Source organism: Paenibacillus graminis, from assembly GCF_000758705.1.
GTDB classification, from domain to species: domain Bacteria; phylum Bacillota; class Bacilli; order Paenibacillales; family Paenibacillaceae; genus Paenibacillus_AQ; species Paenibacillus_AQ graminis.
Map to the genome: position 1 here is coordinate 1,155,325 of NZ_CP009287.1, position 21,129 is coordinate 1,176,453.

Here is a 21,129-nt window from a genome sequence, read left to right on the forward strand (position 1 = left end):
AGATTTGATGTACTAATAGAGAGGGGGTATCCCAAATGGGATACCCTCTTGCTGTGAAGTGCAGGAAGGCTATCTGCCATCCTTGCGGATTCTGGAAGAACAGAGTGCAAAAACAAGCGCCAGGGCACTGACGAGCGCGCCCAGCAGGCATACCCCATTCCATCCTGCGTAACTGTAGACCTGGGTAGAGGCGATAGAGCCGGAGGCGCTGCCCAGAGAATAGAACATCATATAACCGGCAGTGAGTCTGCTGCGTGCCTCGGGCCGTACCTTAAAGATCAGGCTCTGGTTGGTGACATGTATGGCTTGTACCGCCAAATCCAGGATGATAATGCCTATGACCAAAACAAAAAGCGAATGCTCCGCCCGGCTGATCGGCAGCCAGGACAACAGCAGGAGACTTAGGGCGATGACGGTGGTGTGCCGGCCGAAGCCCCGGTCTGCAAGCCGTCCTGCCTTGGCTGCGCCTAAGGCTCCGGCGGCCCCGGCCAGACCGAAGGCTCCGATAGCGGTATGCGAAAGTGAATAAGGCGGAGCACTGAGAGGCAGCACCAGTGAAGTCCATAATATGCTGAAAGCGGTAAAAATGAAGAAAGCGAAAACGGCGCGTACCCGCAATATTCGTTCATGGGCGAACAACAGGAACACGGAATGTACCAGAGTCAAGTAAGACAAGGATTTTTTGGCGGCCCCTGCAGCAGGAAGTACTTTGTACAATGCCGCGGCCATAAACAGTGTCATTCCCGCAGATGCCAGATAAACAGACCGCCAACCCGCAACATCCGTCAATAATCCCGCAAAAGTCCGCGCAAGCAGGATACCTATCACGATTCCGCTGGTCACCACACCCACAATCCGCCCCCGCTCGGCGGGAGAGGCGAGACTCGCGGCGAACGCTACGAGAGTCTGTGCGGCAACGGCGAGTAATCCTACCCCGGCTATGCCTATGGACAGCATAATTCCGCTTGAGGCCGTCCCAACTATTAAAAGAGCCAAGACGGATAATAGCATCTGTCCGGTGATTAAGCGGCGCCGGTTCAGCAAATCGCCAAGCGGAACCAGCAGCAGCAGTCCTGCCGCATAACAGATTTGAGTAAGCGTGATAATAATGCCGACCGCAGAATGCCGGATACCGAACTCCGCGGCGATGGCATCCAGCAAAGGCTGGGCGAAATAGATGTTGGCGACGGAAAGCCCGCTGGCGGCTGCAAACAAGAGGGCGGTCTTTCGCGAGATGGAAGGGGTCGTTTGTGGGCTGTGTTTCTCTTGGACCTTCTCCATGGGCGCTGGTTCAACTCCTCCAAAAGTATTGTGGATCAGTAACATACCGATCAGTACATTATAAATCCTGCTTAATATAACCCCTAAAAATAAGTAATGTCAATATTAATCCGTGGATGTAAGGGGCATGGGGATTACAATTGACAACCCACACTTTAAAAACTAGAATTATAACATACCAATCGATATGTAAAGGAGGAACTTATGGTGCGGCCACGTGAGTTCGACGAAGAGAAGGCGCTGCATGCTGCCATGCAGATCTTTTGGGAAAAAGGCTATGAAGCGACCTCGCTAAGCGACCTTACTGCAACAATGGGCATTCAGAGGCCAAGCATATATTCGGCTTTCGGAGACAAGAAGGGTTTATTTGAAGCTGCCTTGCGGATGTATACCAAATCCCATGCGGCCAGTGTGCGGGCCAGTCTTCAGAAGAAGGCTCCTGTGAAGGCGGCTTTCCGCACTTTTTTTGAACATTTGGTGGAGGAAGAGTACAGGGAGGAAGGTTCGAATAAAGGCTGTTTCTGCATCAACACAATGGTGGAGCTATCACCGCATGATCCGAAGTTTGAGATACTGACCAGAGAACACCAGATGTATCTTGCCGTGATTTTTCAGGAAACGTTGGAACGGGGGATGCGGACAGGTGAGCTTGATCCCCGTACGGATGCCAAAGGGCTGGCCCAGTCGCTGGTCATTGCACTGATTGGGCTTACTGTAATGATGAAATGCCGTCCCGAGCGGAATTTTATGGATCAGGCTGTACATTCGATGCTTAGCAGTAACGGCTTATATTAAGTGTGTAAAAGCAAGAGGGTGTCCAGCAGGAGACACCCTCTTTGCATGAGGTTTATGAAGGCTGCTTCCGGCCAGCAAGTACGGTCAGATCCACCGAAATCTCCAGTTCGTATAGCTGAAGCGCGTTCCGGAGCCTGGCTTTGTCTGCAGCCCAGGACAAGGGAGTCATGCTGATCACTTGCTGTAGGAGAGGTGGTTGCAGGCAGACCTTGTATTGGAAGCGCCGGGCCTCAGTTATTTCAAAAGTCTCACTAAAGCGTTCACGGATTTCGTTATCCGCGTTCGTCTGTCTGCTTAAGCACCCATAGAGCAGCTCGCGCAGCTCTTGAAGATAACCGGGGCCGGGAATGACTTTGACGATGATTCCGTCAGGAGTAAGCAGCCGTTGAAATTCCGCATAATTGGAAGGGGCAAGGATGCTCAGAACCGAATGAAACTGCCCGCTGCCAAAGGGTGAATGTGCAAGATCGCCTACACACCAGATAGTACTTTCGCTATTGTTCTTGGCAGCGAGCGCAATGCCTTCTTTCGAGATATCGAGCCCCACGCCAAGCAGTGAACGGTGCGGACCAGCCGCTGCGAGTCCCTGAATGGCTGCCAGATGCGAGCCTTCACCGCAGCCGGCGTCGAGAATCCGGTGCGGCCCGTTCCCGGCAAGCTCCCTGCCTGTAATCAGGCCGGAGATATAAGTATCTACAGGTGCAAAGAACCCGCTGTTTACGACAGCTTTTCTGGAGGCAAACAGTTCCTTCCCGTATTTTCCTCCCGCCGGGCGGGGGAGCAGATTGATATACCCGCCCCTCGCCAGGTCAAAGCAGTGATGATTGCTGCAGATCAGGCTTTTACATCCGGTAAGGCTCATCGGACATGCACAAAGAGGACAGCAAAACAGCCCCGGATTAGCAGCCATAAGCCCGGCCAGAATTATTTTTTTAGTGGTTGCGGACATGTGAATACACCCCATTCATTCGTTTTGGTTGAATGAAAAAGGCACAAACAAATAAACCCGGGGCCTTGTCTTTTCAAAAAAAGACCGGGTTTAATGCACTGTGCCTCTCATTAACGCAAACGAATGAATTTTATGATCATGGCCGCCCGCTCCAATCCCAAAGAGTGTGGGGAGATCCCCTTTTCCAATATAGCATCACTGGTCTTGGGGTCAAAGCGGCAGGAGAATATTCCCTTGTGGGCGAATCCTATCTAGATGATGTTCAAGTTTGAGGAAAAGAGGTTTTGTCATGTCCCGAACCTTTCAGGTTGTGCTGAAAAAGGTAGTCGATGACTCCTACGCGATTGAGATCGGGGAGTTGCTGTTCGATTCGCTGATTGCGGATTTGCAGCAAGGGCTGGTGCCGAATGTGAGCAAATACGCCATTATTACTGATTCTACGGTTGAGCCGCTCTATGGCCGTCCTTTGCTTGAACGGCTGCGGCAAAATGGCTTTGCAGCTGAATTGTTTTCTTTTCCGGCAGGGGAAGCGTCCAAAACCCGGGAAACGAAGGCGCTGCTGGAGGATCAGCTGCTAAACCGCGCTTACGGGCGGGACTCCTGTATCATCGCCATAGGCGGCGGGGCGGTGACTGATCTGGCCGGATTTCTGGCCGGAACCTTTGGCCGCGGAGTGCCAAGCCTGAATTATGCAACAACCCTGCTGGCCGCAGCTGACGCATCGGTCGGCGGCAAAACCGGTGTGAATACGCCGGTGGCCACAAATCTGATCGGCCTCTTCCACCAGCCGCGTAAGGTGTACATAGATTTGGCTGCTTGGCGCACGCTTCCCGCACGTGAATTCAGAAGCGGGCTGGCCGAAACCATCAGGCATGCGTGCCTGGGGGATGCGGATTTTTTCAGCTACCTGGAAGAGAACATGGGCAAGGTCATTTCGGACCGCGGACAGCTCGTGCTCGATGCCGGAGTCTGTGAGCATATTGCGCTTGCCAACTGCCGGATCAAATATGAAGTGGTAGAGCAGGATGAGCGTGAGAGCAATTTGCGGCAGATTCTCAATCTGGGCCACACCGCCGGGCGGGCGCTTGAGGCGCTGAGCGGCTATAGGCTGCTGCATGGAGAAGCGGTTGCGATCGGGCTGGTTGTTCAGGCTAAGCTGGGAGTGAAGCGCGGATACATGAGCGAAGATCAGGCGGAGCGATTAATTGCGCTGCTGAAGAAGGCGGGATTGCCGACGGAAATACCGGCTTCCATCTCGAACAGGCAGCTGGTGGATAAGATGTATACCGATAAAAAAGTACGCAGCGGCCGCATCCGTTTTGTGTTCCAGGACGGGATCGGTGCGATGAAATGTTTTGCGGATGGCTCCTATTCCATCCCGGTCGAAGAAGCCGATATTCTGGCAGCGCTGGAAGAGATGCCGCGTATGTAGGGTTTCTTATGGCATTAGTAGAATCAGCCGAATTCAATCGCCTTTTTCCAGCTAACAGCTAACGCTGGCGAAGAAGCCGGTGAAAGGTATTAGTTGGAAAAGCGTTTTCCACTTGGAATGGCCGAGGAAGGCCACGTAAAGGGTTCCCCTAAGGTGTTAACCCTCGGAAATCTTGCACGGAATACAACAAAATGTGCCATAAGCAGGCCGAATGGATGAAGATCTTGTACGGTATACAACAATCCGTGCCCTAAGTACGCGAAATAGACGAAAATCCTGCGAATAGTACAACAATGTGGGCCTGGCTCCACCTATTGGTCACAAATCCTGCATGTTGTGCAACAAATGCGGCCTTCCACAGAAACAACAGCCTTCCGCAGAAGGCCCTCCCAGAGGTTAACGCGGGTTCTGCTCAAAACAACAAGGGCTGACCCAAGCAGCCATTTTATGGCTTTTGAGCCAGCCCCGAACTTCCGGCCGGTTATTTGGTTGATACCGACTTGTACCAGTCGTTGACTTCCTTCGTGATTTGGTCCCCGCCGTTAGCTTTCCAGTTGGTGACAAATTCGTCAAAGGCATCAACCGGCAATTTGCCGTAGATGATTTTGTTGAAGGTTTCCATCTCGGACTGGCGCAGCAGGTTCCACTTGGAGACCATAGTCGGTGTGGCTGCACCGGTAAAATAGTTCTGCTTGCGGATATCTTTCTGCGACATTACGATCTTGGCGGCAGCCCAGTTCTCCGGCTTGCGGAACTCAGCCATTTGTTTTTCATAGGGGGTTACCGGTTTTTCACCGTTTGCAAGCTTGACGAGTGTCTTCATATACAAATCAGGAATACGGGCCGGGCCGGTCAAGAACGGGAATTCGTTGGAGAAGTCCTTGATCTTTTCTTTATCGCTGGTTGGCTGGCCATCAATGATATCCCAGTCGTAGCCTTTGGCAAAGCCATATTCGTACGGGCTGCCAGCAGCCGGATTAGCCAAGTTGTCGAGCAAATAATTGTAGTACAGGAAGATCGCTTCCGGATGCTTGGCATCCTTATTAATCATAATGCTGGCGTTGACACCGGAATTTTGCCATTTGGTGCCGATCAGACCATCCGGTCCTGCAGGAATCGGATAGGCCTTGTACTTGGAGCCTTTTACATTCTTGAGCAGATCGGGAGCAGGCCAGTCCGGTACCCAGTTGGCCCCTGGCAGAATGCCCGCGGTGCCTTTGGTCCAGCTTTCGGCTGATTTGGCTTCATCCCAGAGAGCGGAGTCCGCATGAATATAACCTTTATCCATCCATTCCTTCAGCTTCGCAAGAGCTTGCTTCGCACCCGGATTTACAGAACCATACTCCAGATTGCCGTTTGCATCCTTGTTCCATTGCTCCTCGATGGTGCCGTAAGCGCCAAACAGCCAGTCCAGTGAGCCCATCCAAGTGTTTGTATTGTTTTTTAGTGAAATCGCGAGCGGATACACATCTTTGGGAGCCAGGCCATCAGGGTTCTGATTCTTGAATTTGTCCATAATATTTTCCAAGTCGGCGATGGTCTTGGGCGCCTCCAGATTCAGCTTCTCCATCCAATCCTCACGGAGCCACAGCAGCGTATCGTCATTGTCAGTGTATTCCAGAATCGGCATATTATATTTCTTGCCGTCTCTCATGAACGGATACCACAGCTCAGGATGTGCCGCCGCATGGTCCTTCAGAATTTTGTTGGCGTACTTGTCAAACAGCTCATCAATCGGAATGAACTGGCCGGAATCAATCAATTGGTTGGTTAATACCGCATTGGTCGGTACCGATACGAAATCAGGCAGCTTCTCGCCGGAGGAGATGGCAAGCTGAAGCTTTTGTCTGTATTGGTCGTCATTGGCGGGGTACCAGGTATCTTTATGTTTGATCCCCAGAGTCTCCAGCATCCAGCGGTCATGTACATTGTTTTCCTTCGTGTCGCCGTGCACGTATTTCTTCGGCATTAATACGGAGCTGATTTCAATCGGCGGATCGTATTTGCCTTTGGCGAAGGCCGCATCGGCTTCAGACGTGCTGGCACTGCTATTGGAAGCCGCATTGCCTTTTGATGCATTCTCATCCGATGTCCCGCTGCAGGCTGTGAGTGTGACGAGAGCCGTAATCATGAGGAACGAGCCTAATTTGTTGAGCTTAACCATCATCATTTCCCCCTACTGAGTGTAATCCTTACATGTGTACTGTACCAACTTCGAGGGGAGGGTATCTATATGAGTTTCTTAGTTTCGATAGGACTCTATTATGCTATTTTTTCCCGTCCCGGTATTCCTGCGGCGTGACCCCAAACTGGCGTTTGAATACTTTGATGAAATAGGCAGGGTCCATATATCCAATGTCCGTGCTGATTTCATACACCTTTTTGCTAGTAGTCTTCAGCATATGGCAGGCACGGTCCATACGCAGGCGTGAGATGTATTCGCTGATGCCTTCGCCCGTTTCGATCTTGTAGATTTTGGATAGATGGGTCGGATGCAGATTGACATGGTCTGCCAGAACCCGCAAGGAGACATCAAGATGCAGATTCTTATCCGTAAATTCCTGAATCTTCTTCACGTACAGGGAACGGATGTCTTTGATCTCGCTGGAGGTCCCCTCTTTCAGCTTGGCAAGTACGCTGAGTGACCACACTCTAAGCTTGTTGATGGAGGTAAAGGCTTCCCCGCTCTGCAGCTCTTCAATATCTGTCCCCAGCAGCTTCACCAGGGTAAGGCCATTCCGGTGCGCCAGGTTGGAGAAAGCAGCCGTGATTAAGAATCCGGCCTCCATGCAGTGCTCCCAGGATTCGGGCCATTTCTCATCCAGCTCTGCGCATACATCCATCAGCTTGGCCCCGGCTGCTTCCCAGTGGCCGGATTCAAGCAGATTAATCAGGGAAGGCGGGGTGTACAGTGCGTCCAGCGGCCCTTGCTGGGACGGTTCGTGCAAGTCGCTTACCCTCATGACGAATTCCCGCTCGTCTCCGACAATCTGGCGGAAATAGGCTGACGCCCGGCGGAACTGTTCGGGCAGCTGGTCAGGGAACCTGAACCATTCCGTAATCACTATCGACAGGGAACCCTTCAGGAATTGCTTAACCTTGTACTGCAGCTGCACGGACAGCTGCTCCAAAAGGCCGTCTGTCCCCAGGTCTGCGGCTTTTTCCTTCAGCTGCAGCAGAAATACAAGATACCCATGCTCTTCCTTGACGCCCCAGACCTCCATACATTCGCCAATGATCTCTTCGGCCATATTGATAACCGCATATTCAATGAGCGGCTGGCCGTTGTTCTTATATTGTCCGAATTCTTCCTCCAGCCGGACAAGCATCAGAGCACAGTCTCCAGTGCGGAAGGGAAGACCGTAATTTTCCAGCTTGCGTTCCCATTCGTCGGCCGGCATCCGTTGCCCCTGAAGGGCACTCAGCAGGAGCTGGCCGCGCAGCAGCGGCAGATTTTCCCTCAGCGTATATTGGGTCCGTTCCAGGGAGCTGATCAGCTCCCACTCGGCGTTCAATTGTCCAATCGCGGTTTGGACGGCACCTAACAGTTCGCTGTCTGTCGGCGGCTTGAGCAGATAATCGACTGCGCTGTGCTGAATGGCGCTTTTGGCGAATTCAAATTCCGAGTGCCCGGATAAGATAATGCATTTGATTTTCTTATCCCGTCTCCGTATCCGCTCCATCAGCTCAAGTCCCGTCATTTCAGGCATTTGAATATCAGAGATCACAATGTCTATAGGGTGTGTCTCAATAATCTGAAGCGCCTCGGAAGCGGAGTAAGCCTTGTGTACTTGTTCAATTCCCAACGTGTGCCAGGGTTTGGTCGTGGACAGGTTGTCCACCCAGTGGGCTTCATCGTCAACAATGATCATTTGCATGTGCTGTCTCTCCTCGTAAGTTAGTGGGCAGGGAATGCTCCTCCTGGACCGGAATCTCCCAGACAATCTCTGTCCGGAAGCCCCCCAGCGGCGATTCCGTGAAATGCAGAGCGGATTGATTGCCGAACTGGTGAATGAGCCGCTGATTCGTATTCCAAAGACCGCAGCCCATCTCCTCCTGCAGCGGCTCCCGCATCTTGCGGTTGAGCGCTTCCTGCTGCTCCGGGCTTAGACCCGGTCCGTCGTCGTCGATATACACCCGGCAGCAGCCGCCGGAGATCCCGCCGCTGATCCTGATTTCACCGGAGCTGTAAGACTTGCCGACCCCGTGGATGACGGAGTTCTCCACAATCGGCTGCAGGAGAAGGCGGGGGATAGAATAGCCCAGCATTTCCTGCGGGATATCAATGTGATACTCGATGCGGCCATTTCGCAGCTTTTGAATATCCAGATAGTTGACGAGCAGTTTGACTTCATCGTTCAAGGTGGCTGTATCCCGCTCCATCCGGGTCGTATAGCGATAGTAGGCGCTGAGATTATAGGCCATCGATACGACGGCTTCCTCATCCTTCATCTGGGCCATGTTGATAATATAACCCAGGCAATTGTAGAGAAAATGCGGATTGATCTGGGCTTGGAGCTGCTTCAGGGTGGCTTCCCGGGCCCGGATTTTTTCGTTGAAGACATTTTCGATGAGATCCTGAATCTGATGGGACATGTCATTGAACCGGTAGAAGAGGAACGAGAATTCGTTATGATCCTCCGAGTGAAGGCGTACGGAATAGTCGCCCCGCTGCACCCGCCGGAGTCCTTTGATCAGTTTTTTGATGGGCCGCTGCACATTCTGGTAGAGCAAAATGGAGGCCGAAATTCCCACAACAAACAGCAGCAGCATGGATACATAGAATAAATCGCGGCTGACAGATATAGGCCCGAGGATGCGGTCAAGTGGCACAACGTCAACCAGATACCATTCCAGATAAGAGGATTTGACGGAGCTGACCAGATAATTTTTATGTCCCAGACTGATTACGTGCTGCGTGCTGCTGTCCGGCGAATGCTTATCCAGATAACCGATCAATTCAGCAGTTAACTTCTGGTCCGCGGTACGGTTCAGGATCGGCGTTTCGCCTTTGTGATAGAAGAACGGGTCCCCCTGTCCCCCCGTTTTATAGGTATCCAGCATGTTCTGGATATTCTCCGAACTGAAGCTGGCCTCAACCACCAGATCGCTTCCGGTAAGCGTTCCCTGCGGGGCGATAGAATCGCTATGGAACCAGTAAAAAGCCTTGGATTTGCTGGAGGAATCCGTTTCGTCATCACTGTAGGTCCATTTGCCACTCATATTTTGAATCAGGTAATTTTCATCATACCCGGTGGGTTTGTCGTAATTAGAGATGACATCCTTGTTCTGCTGGGAATATACAGCGTACCTGGAAGGCCAGACGTCGGTTAAGCCGGACTGAAGCATCATCTTCTCCCGAATGACAAAACGGGTCTGCATCCGGTCATAGCGGTCCTCCCAGATGCCCAGGCCGTTGAATTTCCGCACATTCGGGTCCTTGGAGAACACCAGGCTGAAATCCATCATCTGGTTGATCCGTGAATCAATCTGGCTGGACAAGAAAGTAAGCTGTTTGGTGTTAGACTCCTGCAGCTCTTTGCTTACCACATCGAAGGTGACGTTGTTTGAATACGTATACACAATAATGATCGGCACAAACAGTACAATAATCAGACTGTTCATTTTGGCGAATAAACTGAATCTGCTCCAGGATTTTTCTTTCACGATCATAAAAGCTTGGCTAAAACCCATTTTTGTCCCTCCAGACAATGCCCCTAATAAATCCCTATGTGAGCCTAACAAAGTAATATAGTCAAAGCTCAGAAATGCTTGCTACTATTTATATCAGAGATTCATACAACACACAAAATAATTTTTTTGAAAGCGGGAGAGAGCGATGGAAGCTAACACTATACAGCAGGTCAATCCTGGAAAAACGCCGCGCTTATCGGGGAAGAAGAGGGTTAAGCAGCCGTGGATGCTCCACTTTATGGTGCTGCCGGCGGCGGTTATGGTGTTTATATTTTCTTATATTCCCATGGGTGGAATCCTTATGGCCTTTCAGGATTATAAGCCGAAGCTCGGGCTATTAGGCTCCCCTTGGGTAGGACTGAAACATTTCGAATACATGTGGGAGAACGATTACTTCCTGCAGATTACCTGGAATACACTGTTCTTTGCCGGCACTAAAATAATCATGAACTTGATTATCCCGTTTTTCTTCGCTTTACTGCTCAATGAGGTCAGAAAAATGGCGCTCAAAAGAACCATCCAGACGCTGGTCTACCTGCCGCACTTTCTATCCTGGGTTACTCTTTCGGGGATTCTGATTGACATGCTTGCCCAGACGGGGCTCATCAACCAGTTCATTTCCAGTGTCTTCGGCATTAAGCCGATATTCTTCCTGGGCGACGGCAGCTGGTTCCGGTTCACGATCATTTTCAGTGATGTCTGGAAGGAATTCGGGTTCAACATGATTATCTTCCTGGCCGCGCTGTCCGGAATCAGTCCCTCCCTGTATGAAGCTGCGGAAGTGGATGGGGCAGGGCGCTGGAAACAGACGGTCTATATTACCATTCCGGCGCTGATCCCGATTGCGATTGTGGTAGCCACCCTGGCACTGGGCAACGTGCTGAACGCGAACTTTGACCAGGTGTTCAACCTGTACAGTCCTTTGATCTATCAGCAAGGCGATATTATTGACACGTTTGTCTACAGAGAAGGTCTCCTCAGCGGACAGTTCAGCTTTGCTACGGCCGTGAATTTGTTCAAATCGGCGATAAGCTTAATTCTGATCGTGATCTCCTATCGGCTGGCGTACCGTTTTGCCGGCTACAGAATTTTCTAGAAAGGATGACATCCCATGTATCACAAAACACTGTCCTACCGCGTATTCAGCGTATTCAATAATGTCTTCCTGACGCTTATTTCCGTACTGTGCCTGCTTCCGCTCTTTCATCTGCTGATGGTGTCGCTCAGTTCAACGGCTCCGGCCAATGCCGGGCTGGTGACCTTTTGGCCGATCGGATTCACCCTGGAAGCCTATGCAAAAACGTTTGACAACGCCAACTTCCTCTCCTCCCTGTGGGTGTCGGTAGAACGTACCGTGCTGGGAACGGCAATGGCTTTGGTGGTGAACACCATTGCTGCCTATGCACTCTCCAAGGAAACGCATGTTTTTCGGGCACGCAATATTTACCTTTGGTATTTTGTCATCACGATGCTGTTCAGCGGCGGCCTGATTCCCGGCTACATCCTGATTCTGAAGCTTGGGCTGATGGATTCCCTGATGGCGCTGATCCTTCCGGGACTGGTGGCGGTCTTCAATATCATCCTGCTGCTGAATTTCTTCCGGACGGTGCCCAAAGATCTCGAAGAAGCCGCCTTTATTGACGGGGCAGGGCATTTCCGGACCTTTTACAGCGTGTACCTGCCGGTTTCCATGCCCGTGCTGGCCACGGTCTCCTTATTCATTATGGTTGGGCACTGGAATGCATATTTTGACGGGATTATCTATATCAAGGATGCTTCTAAGCTCCCGCTGGCGACCTTTATGCAGACCATTATCGTGCAGGCCGACATGTCGAAGCTTGATCCGGCTGCCGTAGCCAATCTGTCGCAGCGTACTATCCGGGCATCACAGATATTTATCAGCGCCTTGCCGATTCTGCTGGTCTATCCTTTTTTACAGCGGTATTTCGTAACCGGGATTGTGGTCGGTGCTGTAAAAGAATAGCCGGATCTGCAAAAGGATCTGACTCTATAAGGAACATATAAAGAAGCCGATACTCTCCTTTCACAGGGGGCATCGGCTTTTTTGTTATTTCTCAGGAAACTACGCTATCCTTTTCAGAACCTGCGGGCTTTGCTTGGAAAAACTATGGAAGGGCTGTGGAAGGACAAAGGGGAGGATCGTAGGTGTAAGGCTGCACGGCAATGCAGCGGAGTATCCTTTTCCAGCTAGTGTTTGCGAAGAAGCAGGTGAGCAGTGCTAGTTGGAAAAAGGAGACTTATTCCTCCTGAAAATCAACAATCGTGGGGGTGTAAGTGGAAAAAGGAAACTTAATTGGGCGTTATTTACTCGTTAGGAGTGAAATGAACTGAATAGTTACCCTTTTTCCATTTAACCTGCGAAGAATATGGTACTGGAGCAATTTAGTTAACCTTTTCTTTTTCCACCTATACAAGCAATTGTGGCAGGATGACTAATGAATACCATAGACTCTGAGTACAGAAGTAGGGGAAGATTTAAGTTTACTTTATCCGCCTGGAGTTGCAATAGGCTGCTGTAAGATCTCCCCTTATGGATTAGGGATTGGATTCGTACTCCCCAATGATTCTACTATAAATACAGGCACGTATTCCTCTCCGGCATCGGTCCCCGCATAATCATAGCCGTACTGGAACTGGCCGGTTGCCAAGGCAGGCCCGGTTACGGTACCCACATTTCCTTGCAGCGCCAGATAACGCCCACCCGCGATGGCCACTGGTCTGCCGGTGGTATCAATATAAATATCAACCTGCAAGGTTACAGTCTCCAGAGGGTGAAGCTCCAGCTCCGAGGCGTCGATTAGCGGATACTCCTGATAGATTTCAGCAAATTGGTAAACGCCATTCGTCTGGCGGTATATCGCTGTCTGGCCTTCCGAACCTTCCCCCATATCCGCATTGGCGACGCGGATGGAAGCATCATCCGGCTGCAGCTTGTAGCTGCTGCCGGCAAACGAGAAGAGCAGGGAGATTCCTTCAGGCTTGATGGTATAGCCCGCGAACGAAGTCCGCCCATCTTCGCGGCTGCCTTCAGCGACCACAACCGGCACTCCGGCAAGAGCGGAGAGCTGGTCATCAAAAGCAAGGCGGCTCAGCGTCTCAAAGCCGGGAATAACCTCTCCGGTCCTTGTAGTAACAGCCCCGTCTTCGCTCATGTCCGCATAGTACAGCTGTCCGCTGCTGTCCGTTCCGGCGACAGCGAGTCTGACTCCGTATTTTCCGCTGACAGAAGTGGTCAAGACATATTTGCCCGGCGTTTCTCCGCCGGGAAGGAGACGCGCAGGCTCGGCCATATTCCATGCGAGCTGTGCAGCGGCAATTTCTGCCGTTGTGTCCTGAAGCGGGGACAGGTCGCTATAGCGTTGAATAGCCTCGGCGTACCCGCCGTTTCGGACCAGCCTCGCTGCACCCCGGAGCAGCTTCGCGGCGGTGCTGTCGATCCGGGACAGCACCTTGGAGGAAGCCAGGCCAGCCGAAGCGGCATATTTGCGGTATGCCGCAGCATGAGCGGAGAAGGCGGCAATCTGGCCGCTGTCCATGTCTTTGCTGAGGATAAGCTTGGCGCTTTCCTCTATCTGGCTGGCTATCCAGGGAGCCGTATAGCTGTGGCTGCTGTAGGCATCGGCAAGAGACAAGGCGTAATCCAGCATGGGGGAGAAGCTGCCCGCTGCTGCAAGCGCCTTAAGCCGGGTGATGTCATAGGTTTTGAACTCCAAAGCCAGCAGCTCTTTTTTGGCGTCTGCCCCTCCTAAGTACACATCGGGAATGCGCAGCAGATTCCATTTGAAGATGTCTGCTTCATTAATGGCGCTGCTGCTCCGGCTCCGGCCCGCCGCCAGTTCGGCAAGAAACTGCACCTTGAATTGCTGGAAGCCTGTTCCGAGCTGATCAGAAACGCCTGAATCCGCCGACAGCTGGCGATAGTAGGACTCATAGGGACCGCCAGATTTCATATATTGGCTTTTCAGACTCAGCAGGGAGGCATAGCTCTCCATGAAGCCGTCAAAATCTTTAGTCGTCAGCTGGTCTTCAATTTTCAGCTTAAGCAGTTCCAGTCCGCTGCGGATCGCTGTAACCGGAGCCAGCTCTTGTAATCTTGCGGCGGTCTCCGCTTCCCTGTAGTGAATGGAATCATTTGCTTGCGCCAGACGGTACTGATTTTCGGCGGCAACCAGGTCACCGGCGGCGTAGAGCCGGCCGGCTTCCCGGACCGTCCCGATCTTGCTGTGGAGCCTGATGCCCTTCTGTCCCAGCAGGACCAGCATCAATATACACAAAATGATCATAATATTCCGCAGGGATAAGGCTTGTTTGATCGTCATATTATAGTAGCCTCTCTGTAAATTACATTACATGTCCGGCTTGCGGTACTCTATTTAGAAATCGGGGTCCCAGCGGTACTTGGCTTCGCGGACTTCCGACACTTTGAGATCCAGGCCATTCCAGGCCTCATACGGACTGGAGGCGATCATTTTGGACAACCGCAAAAAACGGTCCTTGGGCAGCTCTTGTATGTATCTTCCAATCATAGAGGAGTAGAGCAGCACGTAACGCTTTAACCGCACAGCTGCTGCGGCCACCGCAGCCAGAATCGCTGTCCCTTTGTCCATTTGAAGAATCTGCACCTCATAGGTTTTGACATAGCGTAAAGTGCGGTCCTTGATAAGCTCGGGCCGCACTTTGGCAATCTCACCGATATATTCGGCCAGCAGCGGCTCGAAATCCTTGAGCAGCAGCTGCTCAAGCTCCAGTTGCATGTCCTTGCGCAGCTGGAAGCCGTGGAGCAGGGCAATGCGCTGGCGGGCGACCCGGTCGCCACGGAGCAGAATGGAGATTTCGCGCAGCTTCTCATAGGCCAGCACATCGTTCTCGCGCAGAACGGATACTGCCTCCTGGCGGTTGATCTCCAGGCCGTCCCGGATGCTGTCAATGCTGCGGCCAAGCAGCGCATTCAGTGCATACAGATTTTCGTTCTGGCGCACTTTACGCTGCGTAAGGAGTAGCAGTCCGGCCAATACGATTCCGCCGGCCCCGCACAGCGCCATCTGCTGCAGGCTTTGACCAAAATAGACCGCCCCCAAAGTCAGCAGGAGGATGAACAGGAGCCGGGTATGCATTTTGCGTCCGGCAAGGGTAACGGCGTTCTGCTCTACTGCCGTCAGGGCCGCACGGCCGCATTGGCCGCACCGGTCTTCACTGAGTGCGGTATAACGGCCGCAGCGGCGGCAGATGCGCAGCTTGTCATAGGCATACCGCGGAGTCTTGAATGGCCGGAACGTCACGGGTTTCTTGTTATTTACGGGCATGGTCGCCTCCGTTCAGCGCAGCCAGCAGCCGCTCATCAATGTCATCACGGGTCAGCGGCTTGCGCTGGCGTGAAGCATAAATGAGAATCTGAATGACAGCATAAAGAAACGTAATCCCGAGAATGGCGTATGAAATCATGGAACTCTTCCTTTCTTCTTGGCAGCAGGGCGACCCGGGGTGCGGAGTTTAGCCTTGGAATGGCAGGGCAGCAATGCAAACAACGTTTTTATCCAAATTTCAGGAACGTAGTCTATACTAAGGCAGTTGAATGAATTCCTGAATAACGACTCTTAGAGCCAGCCCCGGTCCTGCGGTCCTAAAGTTGAAGTTTACAAGGTTTAATTATATCATAATGGCATGCTATTGACAGAATTTAGCTATACTGACGACTCTGCCGTACCTGACCTAATTTAACACAAGAGGAGCCCTATTTATGCTTCGTACACCGTTTAATCATTTCAAGACAGCCAAGAAGATACTGCGGCCTATTGCTCTGCTGCTGCTGGTATTGTGCATTTCTGCCGCGCCATTTGCGTCCGGCAGAGCGAGTGCAGCATCGCCCGCGCCCTCTCATATTGACGCTGTACTGCTGATCGATGTCAGCAACTCCATGAATAAGAGCGACAAGAATAATATCGCGGGTGAAGCGATGAAAATGTTCATAGATATGCTGTCGGCGCAAGGTGATAAGGTCGGAATTGTGGCCTACACCGACAAGGTCCAGCGGGAGAAGGCGCTGCTGCAGATTGGCTCTGCCGCCGACAAGCAGGATTTGAAGGACTTCATTGACGGCCTGGACCGCGGAGCCTACACCGATATTGCCGTCGGGATGAAAGAGGCCGTGAAGGTGCTGGAGAACGGCAGCGATCCGGGGCATGAGCCGATGATCGTGATGCTGGCGGACGGCAACAATGACCTTAACGAAGCAACCGGCCGTACGCAGAGCCAGTCGGACCAGGAGCTGGATGCTGCTGTGGAAACGGCCAAGCAGAAGGGCTATCCGGTCTATACGATCGGGCTGAACGCCAACGGCAAGCTGAACAAGGAGATTCTGGCCGGGTTGTCCAATAAAACGTCCGGCAAGGCGTTCACCACCGATTCGGCGGATGATCTGCCGCAGATTCTCAGTGAGATTTTTGCCGACCATTTGAAACTGAAGGTTGTTCCGGTGCAGTCCATTACGGCGAACGGCAGCTACCAGGAGGTCACAGTTAATGTACCCAACGGCAGTGTGCTGGAGGCCAATATTTCCATTATGTCGGCACAGCCTGTTACCGCGAAACTGACAGATCCATCCGGCAAGGAAGCGGCTATCCCCTCGAACGGTGTGCTGCTCTCCAAATCCAGCACCTACAGCCTGATCAAGCTGCTGTCGCCGGAGCAGGGGGACTGGAAGCTTCAGGTGAAAGGCGTGCCGAAGGACAAAATCGATATCAATCTCGTGTTCAACTATGATCTGGAGCTGAAGCTGGACGCGCTCCCGTCCAAGACTTACAAGAAGGGCGATACCGTAGAAATCTCCTCCCACCTGTTCAGCAATGGGGCTCAGGTAACGCTCAGCAGCTTATATCAGGATATGAAGGCGGTGCTGCTCGCGACAGATACCGATACGGGTAAGGTGCAGGAGCTTCCGATGGATAATTCGGGTGCGGTGTTCAAGGGCTCCTTTGAGATTCCGGAGGGCCATAACTATGAACTGAAGGTGCGGGCGGAGGAGAGCAGCTTCTACCGCGAAAGCGATGTGCTCACGATCAATGCCAAGACGGGTGCGGTGGCCACAAGCCCGCCTGCTGGAGCAGGGGGCACTGAACCGGTACAGGAACAGTCTTCATCCAAAACTCTCTATTATATCATTGGCGGGATTGTGCTGGTATTGGCGGCGGCTGTGGTGTTGTGGCTGCTGCGCCAAAAATCAAACCGCGGCTTTGTCGGGCAGATGGTAGTGGAGGTGCTGGACGGCAACACTGGCGAGAAGACCTATCCGCAGTATAAGAAGCTGTCGGCCTTCAGAGGCAAATTTACACTCCACCAGCTGCTGCAGCTGGCGCCGGAGCTGAAGGAGAGCGAGAAGCTTGTGTTCACTCCAGGCAAAAATGACCGCCTGATGCTGCGCGGCAGCGAAGAGATATCTGTTGAACGGTCCGGACGTGTGGTCGATACGGCACGCGGTCTGGAACTGAAGAGCGGGGACCGCATTTCCGTAGCGCTGCAGACAGTAGACAAGACCATTTTACTTGAGTATTTGATATAAGGGGGAGCACTCATGAAACCGGTAGTAAGAGAACATATTCAGCAGCTCGACGTATCGCTGGGCGGAGGAATCGTCAGCGACAAAATCAGAGTAGATACCATTGACAACCCGATCCTCATCATTGGCCTGGGGGGCACGGGCATCGACGCCCTGCTGCGGCTGAAATACCAGATTAACCGCCGCTTCAAGCTGCCTGAAGATCCGTTGTCCAAGAAGAAACGGGATAAGCCGGACAACGTGGAGTTCCTGGCGTTTGAGACGAATGAGCAGGACCGCGGCAAAAAATACAAGGGCATCGGCCTCGACCCGCAGAATGAATTCGTGCTGCTGGCCAATGCTGAGATTGGCGGACTTCTGCAGAACCGCAGTATTCTTGAACCGTACATTACGGACTGGCTGTCGCCTGAGCTGAGCATTACCGATGGCATGAACGGGGCCGCCGGGGTGCGCCAGGCCGGACGGCTGCTGCTGTTCACGAAAATCAATCAGGTTGTGTCAGCTATCGACAAGAAGATTAAGACCCTTTCTGTGGGCACCAGCAAAAAGCTGATGGTATTCCTGCTTACCGGCTTGTCCGGGGGAACGGGCAGCGGCTCGTTCCTGGATATTGCCTATATTGTGCGCGGGATTATTGAACGCGACTACGGTTCGGCCGGCATCGACCGTGTGAATACGCTCGGTTATTTGTTCACGCCGGATGTAAACCTGTCTAACAAAAGCCTCAGCGAGCATACCCGTGAATATATCCGCAAGAACGGCTATGCAGCGCTCAAGGAACTGGATTACTGGATGAATGTCGACAGCCGGGGCGAGCGGTTCCGCCAGCAGTACGGCAATATTTTGACGGTGAATTCACCGCTGCCTCCGTTCAACCTGTGCCATCTGATCTCTGCGACCAATACTGAAGGCAAGCTGCTGGAGAATGCCTATGACTACTGCATGAACGTGACGGCGGAGAATATTACGAACTTCATGGCCAGCGAGGAAAAGCAGTCGGGCGAGGAATTCGCGATCCACGACTATATCAGCAACATCCGCACGAACATTGCGCAGATGAACAAGACGTATCCTGCCAATTATGAATACAACATCATCGGCGCTTCTTCTGCGGTGCTGCCGATTGAGGAAATGACGACGTATCTGGCATTCCGCCTGTTCGACAAGATGGACAAAATGTTCCAGCAGGCACCGGGGCAGGAGGATGTGGAGAAGCTGGCGCGCAAGCTGGGCATCGATCTCGACAGCATGATCAAAACCTTCGAGTCCCGTGTGCCGGAGCCGCTGCCCGGCTATGAGAACAGCGAGCGCCTGAACCACAGCAATGTCATCAAACACCAGGTGGTGGATATGGATACGGAGCTGGAACAGAACTTTCTGGCCCGTGCCCGTGAGGAATATATCAAGTCCAAGAAGCAGCTCCCCGGAGAAATCACCGGACGTTTCGGAGAAGAGCTGGAGCGTATCTTCCTGCATCCCGAGCAGGGTCCATTCTACGTGTCGCGGCTGCTCTATACCGAGAAGGGCTTCTGTATTCTGAAGCTGATCCAGTCCTATATCGAAGCGCTGCGCGAGAGCCTGCTGCGGCTGCCGCGTGATATTGAGACGGCGCAGGACAGCGCGCAGGAGAAGCTGGGCGATGCGCGGAGCGCTTTTGTCTCCAAGGAAAAGAAGAAAAATGCCTATATCGAAGCCAAAATCAATGAATACTGGCTGCACGCCGACGTGGAACGCACGGAGCAGATGATTGAATTCTATGAAGATCTGTTTGAGCTGCTGAATGAAGAGAATAACCGGATCTATGGGGTGTTTACGGAGATTCTCAGCGCGCTCAGCACGATCTTTGAGAAGAATGGCGACATCCTGATCAACGGTGAGGAGCAGGCCGACCACAAAGGCAACAAAACCTACTATTGGAATATCGTCAATGTGCCGGACATTGCGTCAACCATCTCCAAGGTGATGGACCAGAAGGACGGCGACGATCTGATCCGCGACTTCACGCGGGAGATGCTGAAGCATTCGGGGCGCTGGGTCAAGGAACAGGAAATTGACATTGTACGCTCCATTTCCGAGTTTCTGAGCGATAAGTTCGGCGACCTGATTACCCGTTCCATGGAGGAATTCCTGGTAATGAAATACGGACGCGAGGAGCCGCTCGACAAATTCGTGGAGCGGATTATCGCCGGACGTCTGGATGAGGATGCCGTACCGATTTTCCACCTGAGCAACAGCTCCGGCAGTCTGCACTTCCCGTCCTGGGGATTTGTTTCTGTGCCGGTCAAAGCGCCGGGCATCCTGAAGGGAATCCGCAATTACCAGAACAATGCGCTGGGCAAATCGCAGTTTACCATTAAGGAAAGCCAGGTCAAAAACCGGATTTTCTGGCTGAATACGCGCAACGGGGTGCCGCTGTTCGTATATACGCCGCTGCGGGTGTACGAAGAGAATTATGAGCGGACCATCCTCGACAAGGAAGGAATCGGACGCCATCTGGTAATGACCGACAAGAACAACTGGACGTACCTGCCTTCGCCGATTCCGGAAAAATCCTGGGGCGATACTTATGTCAACAACCGTGTCCGTGAGTACAATGCCAGAGTGCGGGCTGATTTTGCCAGAGCGCTGGAGAATGGGGTCATTATCGAGAAAGGCCTCGACGAAAATACGAGCAGCCGTTTCTCGGTCATCCTCACAAAGGCGTTTGATGTGGATAAAATGCTCAGCGGCTATGACCTGCAGCTTGGCATGTCGCGCCCAAATCTGGGGGAAGTGAAAAAAGCGGCCGACGAGCTGAAGTCGCTGCGTGCAAACGGACTGGAACGCGAAGGCGTTAAGGACATTTTTGGCAGCATTAACAAGGAAATGGCGCAGGAGAATCTAATCCGTTCGCCGCAGCTGATTGCGAGTGTCCGCGAGGAATTGGCCAAATATGACGCGCTGGCAGCCAAAGCGGCTGAACTGGAAGGGCTGCTTCATCAATATCTTGACGAAGACAATTGGATCGACCAGTTCATTGAGGCGCTGTACACCGACACTATCACCAAAAAAGGTGCACTGTACGTCTATGACCGCGACGAGGAAGAGGACGCTTGGGAGCCGTTCGCCAACTTAATGAAGGAACGGAGCTATGTGGAGTATGCCGTCTACCGGCATTTCCGCGGGCTGGATGAGAAAAGCCGCAGCATACTGCTGCGCAAGGCGGCGCGCCGTGCCGGGGAAATGACTGCTGCCGAGGATGTCACTCCTCTGCTGTATAAGCTGGAAGGATTGTACGTCTCCTTCCTGGAAGCGCGCGACAGCCTGGAATACGAGCGGGTAGAGCATGCGGATGGCGATGAAATGTACAGCTTCTACCAAAGCCTGACCGGCAAGCTCGGCAGCATCCGCAGAAAGCTGAAGTAA

At 52.5% G+C, this 21,129-nt stretch carries 14 protein-coding genes; 6 read left to right on the forward strand and 8 right to left on the reverse strand.

All coding sequences use genetic code 11. From position 1 onward, the window contains the following. Positions 1 to 69: 69 nt before the first annotated feature. Entirely contained in the window at positions 70 to 1,281 is a 1,212-nt protein-coding gene (locus tag PGRAT_RS04965; RefSeq protein WP_025707522.1) for an MFS transporter, read from the reverse strand. 204 nt (positions 1,282 to 1,485) lie between these two features. Between PGRAT_RS04965 and PGRAT_RS04970 the strand changes: the two genes are divergently transcribed. After that, positions 1,486 to 2,076 (forward strand): TetR/AcrR family transcriptional regulator, encoded by a 591-nt coding sequence (locus PGRAT_RS04970; RefSeq protein ID WP_025707521.1) that lies wholly within the window; start codon positions 1,486 to 1,488, stop codon positions 2,074 to 2,076. 52 nt (positions 2,077 to 2,128) lie between these two features. On the opposite strand, the gene PGRAT_RS04975 is transcribed toward PGRAT_RS04970, so the two are convergent. Next, a complete protein-coding gene (locus PGRAT_RS04975; RefSeq protein WP_025707520.1) occupies positions 2,129 to 3,025 on the reverse strand; it encodes a putative RNA methyltransferase in 897 nt (298 codons plus the stop codon). 289 nt (positions 3,026 to 3,314) lie between these two features. On the opposite strand from PGRAT_RS04975, the gene aroB reads away from it, so the two are divergent. Next, entirely contained in the window at positions 3,315 to 4,457 is a 1,143-nt protein-coding gene (gene aroB, locus PGRAT_RS04980; protein WP_025707519.1) for a 3-dehydroquinate synthase, read from the forward strand. A 481-nt stretch (positions 4,458 to 4,938) separates the two neighbouring features. Here aroB and PGRAT_RS04985 read toward each other — a convergent pair whose 3' ends face one another. From PGRAT_RS04985 to PGRAT_RS04995, 3 genes are all read right to left on the reverse strand, one after another. Further along, positions 4,939 to 6,621, reverse strand: coding sequence for a type 2 periplasmic-binding domain-containing protein (locus PGRAT_RS04985; RefSeq protein ID WP_025707518.1), 1,683 nt, complete (start codon positions 6,619 to 6,621; stop codon positions 4,939 to 4,941). A gap of 103 nt (positions 6,622 to 6,724) precedes the next feature. Then, a complete protein-coding gene (locus PGRAT_RS04990) occupies positions 6,725 to 8,335 on the reverse strand; it encodes a response regulator transcription factor (protein ID WP_025707517.1) in 1,611 nt (536 codons plus the stop codon). Next, on the reverse strand, positions 8,316 to 10,151 hold the full coding sequence (locus PGRAT_RS04995) for a sensor histidine kinase (protein ID WP_025707516.1): 1,836 nt from the start codon (positions 10,149 to 10,151) through the stop codon (positions 8,316 to 8,318). Before PGRAT_RS04995 ends, PGRAT_RS04990 begins: the two co-directional genes overlap by 20 nt. A gap of 145 nt (positions 10,152 to 10,296) precedes the next feature. Here PGRAT_RS04995 and PGRAT_RS05000 point away from each other — a divergent pair, with 145 nt between their 5' ends. Continuing rightward, on the forward strand, positions 10,297 to 11,247 hold the full coding sequence (locus PGRAT_RS05000; RefSeq protein WP_025707515.1) for an ABC transporter permease: 951 nt from the start codon (positions 10,297 to 10,299) through the stop codon (positions 11,245 to 11,247). A 15-nt stretch (positions 11,248 to 11,262) separates the two neighbouring features. After that, complete coding sequence (locus PGRAT_RS05005; protein ID WP_025707514.1) at positions 11,263 to 12,135, forward strand: carbohydrate ABC transporter permease; 873 nt, start codon at positions 11,263 to 11,265, stop codon at positions 12,133 to 12,135. 565 nt (positions 12,136 to 12,700) lie between these two features. Here PGRAT_RS05005 and PGRAT_RS05010 read toward each other — a convergent pair. From PGRAT_RS05010 to PGRAT_RS33010, 3 genes are read right to left on the reverse strand one after another with little or no spacing between them, the layout of a single operon-like run. Further along, positions 12,701 to 14,491, reverse strand: coding sequence for a hypothetical protein (locus tag PGRAT_RS05010; protein WP_025707513.1), 1,791 nt, complete (start codon positions 14,489 to 14,491; stop codon positions 12,701 to 12,703). Between the two features lie 54 nt (positions 14,492 to 14,545). Further along, positions 14,546 to 15,475 (reverse strand): hypothetical protein, encoded by a 930-nt coding sequence (locus tag PGRAT_RS05015; RefSeq protein WP_042266146.1) that lies wholly within the window; start codon positions 15,473 to 15,475, stop codon positions 14,546 to 14,548. After that, the gene (locus tag PGRAT_RS33010) at positions 15,462 to 15,614 is read right to left on the reverse strand and encodes a hypothetical protein (protein ID WP_155990546.1); all 153 of its coding nucleotides are present in this window, start codon (positions 15,612 to 15,614) and stop codon (positions 15,462 to 15,464) included. The genes PGRAT_RS05015 and PGRAT_RS33010 overlap by 14 nt, the downstream gene beginning before the upstream one ends. A 295-nt stretch (positions 15,615 to 15,909) precedes the next feature. Between PGRAT_RS33010 and PGRAT_RS05020 the strand changes: the two genes are divergently transcribed. Together PGRAT_RS05020 and PGRAT_RS05025 are read left to right on the forward strand one after the other, a co-directional pair. Beyond that, the gene (locus tag PGRAT_RS05020) at positions 15,910 to 17,727 is read left to right on the forward strand and encodes a vWA domain-containing protein (RefSeq protein ID WP_025708758.1); all 1,818 of its coding nucleotides are present in this window, start codon (positions 15,910 to 15,912) and stop codon (positions 17,725 to 17,727) included. A gap of 12 nt (positions 17,728 to 17,739) precedes the next feature. Next, entirely contained in the window at positions 17,740 to 21,129 is a 3,390-nt protein-coding gene (locus PGRAT_RS05025; protein ID WP_025708757.1) for a tubulin-like doman-containing protein, read from the forward strand.

Excerpts from the sequence above, each read along its gene's own strand:
- PGRAT_RS04965 (WP_025707522.1), bottom strand. The coding sequence starts at position 1,281 with ATGGAGAAGGTCCAAGAGAAACACAGCCCACAAACGACCCCTTCCATC.
- PGRAT_RS04970 (WP_025707521.1), top strand. The coding sequence starts at position 1,486 with ATGGTGCGGCCACGTGAGTTCGACGAAGAGAAGGCGCTGCATGCTGCC.
- PGRAT_RS04975 (WP_025707520.1), bottom strand. The coding sequence starts at position 3,025 with ATGTCCGCAACCACTAAAAAAATAATTCTGGCCGGGCTTATGGCTGCT.
- aroB (WP_025707519.1), top strand. The coding sequence starts at position 3,315 with ATGTCCCGAACCTTTCAGGTTGTGCTGAAAAAGGTAGTCGATGACTCC.
- PGRAT_RS04985 (WP_025707518.1), bottom strand. The coding sequence starts at position 6,621 with ATGGTTAAGCTCAACAAATTAGGCTCGTTCCTCATGATTACGGCTCTC.
- PGRAT_RS04990 (WP_025707517.1), bottom strand. The coding sequence starts at position 8,335 with ATGCAAATGATCATTGTTGACGATGAAGCCCACTGGGTGGACAACCTG.
- PGRAT_RS04995 (WP_025707516.1), bottom strand. The coding sequence starts at position 10,151 with ATGGGTTTTAGCCAAGCTTTTATGATCGTGAAAGAAAAATCCTGGAGC.
- PGRAT_RS05000 (WP_025707515.1), top strand. The coding sequence starts at position 10,297 with ATGGAAGCTAACACTATACAGCAGGTCAATCCTGGAAAAACGCCGCGC.
- PGRAT_RS05005 (WP_025707514.1), top strand. The coding sequence starts at position 11,263 with ATGTATCACAAAACACTGTCCTACCGCGTATTCAGCGTATTCAATAAT.
- PGRAT_RS05010 (WP_025707513.1), bottom strand. The coding sequence starts at position 14,491 with ATGACGATCAAACAAGCCTTATCCCTGCGGAATATTATGATCATTTTG.
- PGRAT_RS05015 (WP_042266146.1), bottom strand. The coding sequence starts at position 15,475 with ATGCCCGTAAATAACAAGAAACCCGTGACGTTCCGGCCATTCAAGACT.
- PGRAT_RS33010 (WP_155990546.1), bottom strand. The coding sequence starts at position 15,614 with ATGATTTCATACGCCATTCTCGGGATTACGTTTCTTTATGCTGTCATT.
- PGRAT_RS05020 (WP_025708758.1), top strand. The coding sequence starts at position 15,910 with ATGCTTCGTACACCGTTTAATCATTTCAAGACAGCCAAGAAGATACTG.
- PGRAT_RS05025 (WP_025708757.1), top strand. The coding sequence starts at position 17,740 with ATGAAACCGGTAGTAAGAGAACATATTCAGCAGCTCGACGTATCGCTG.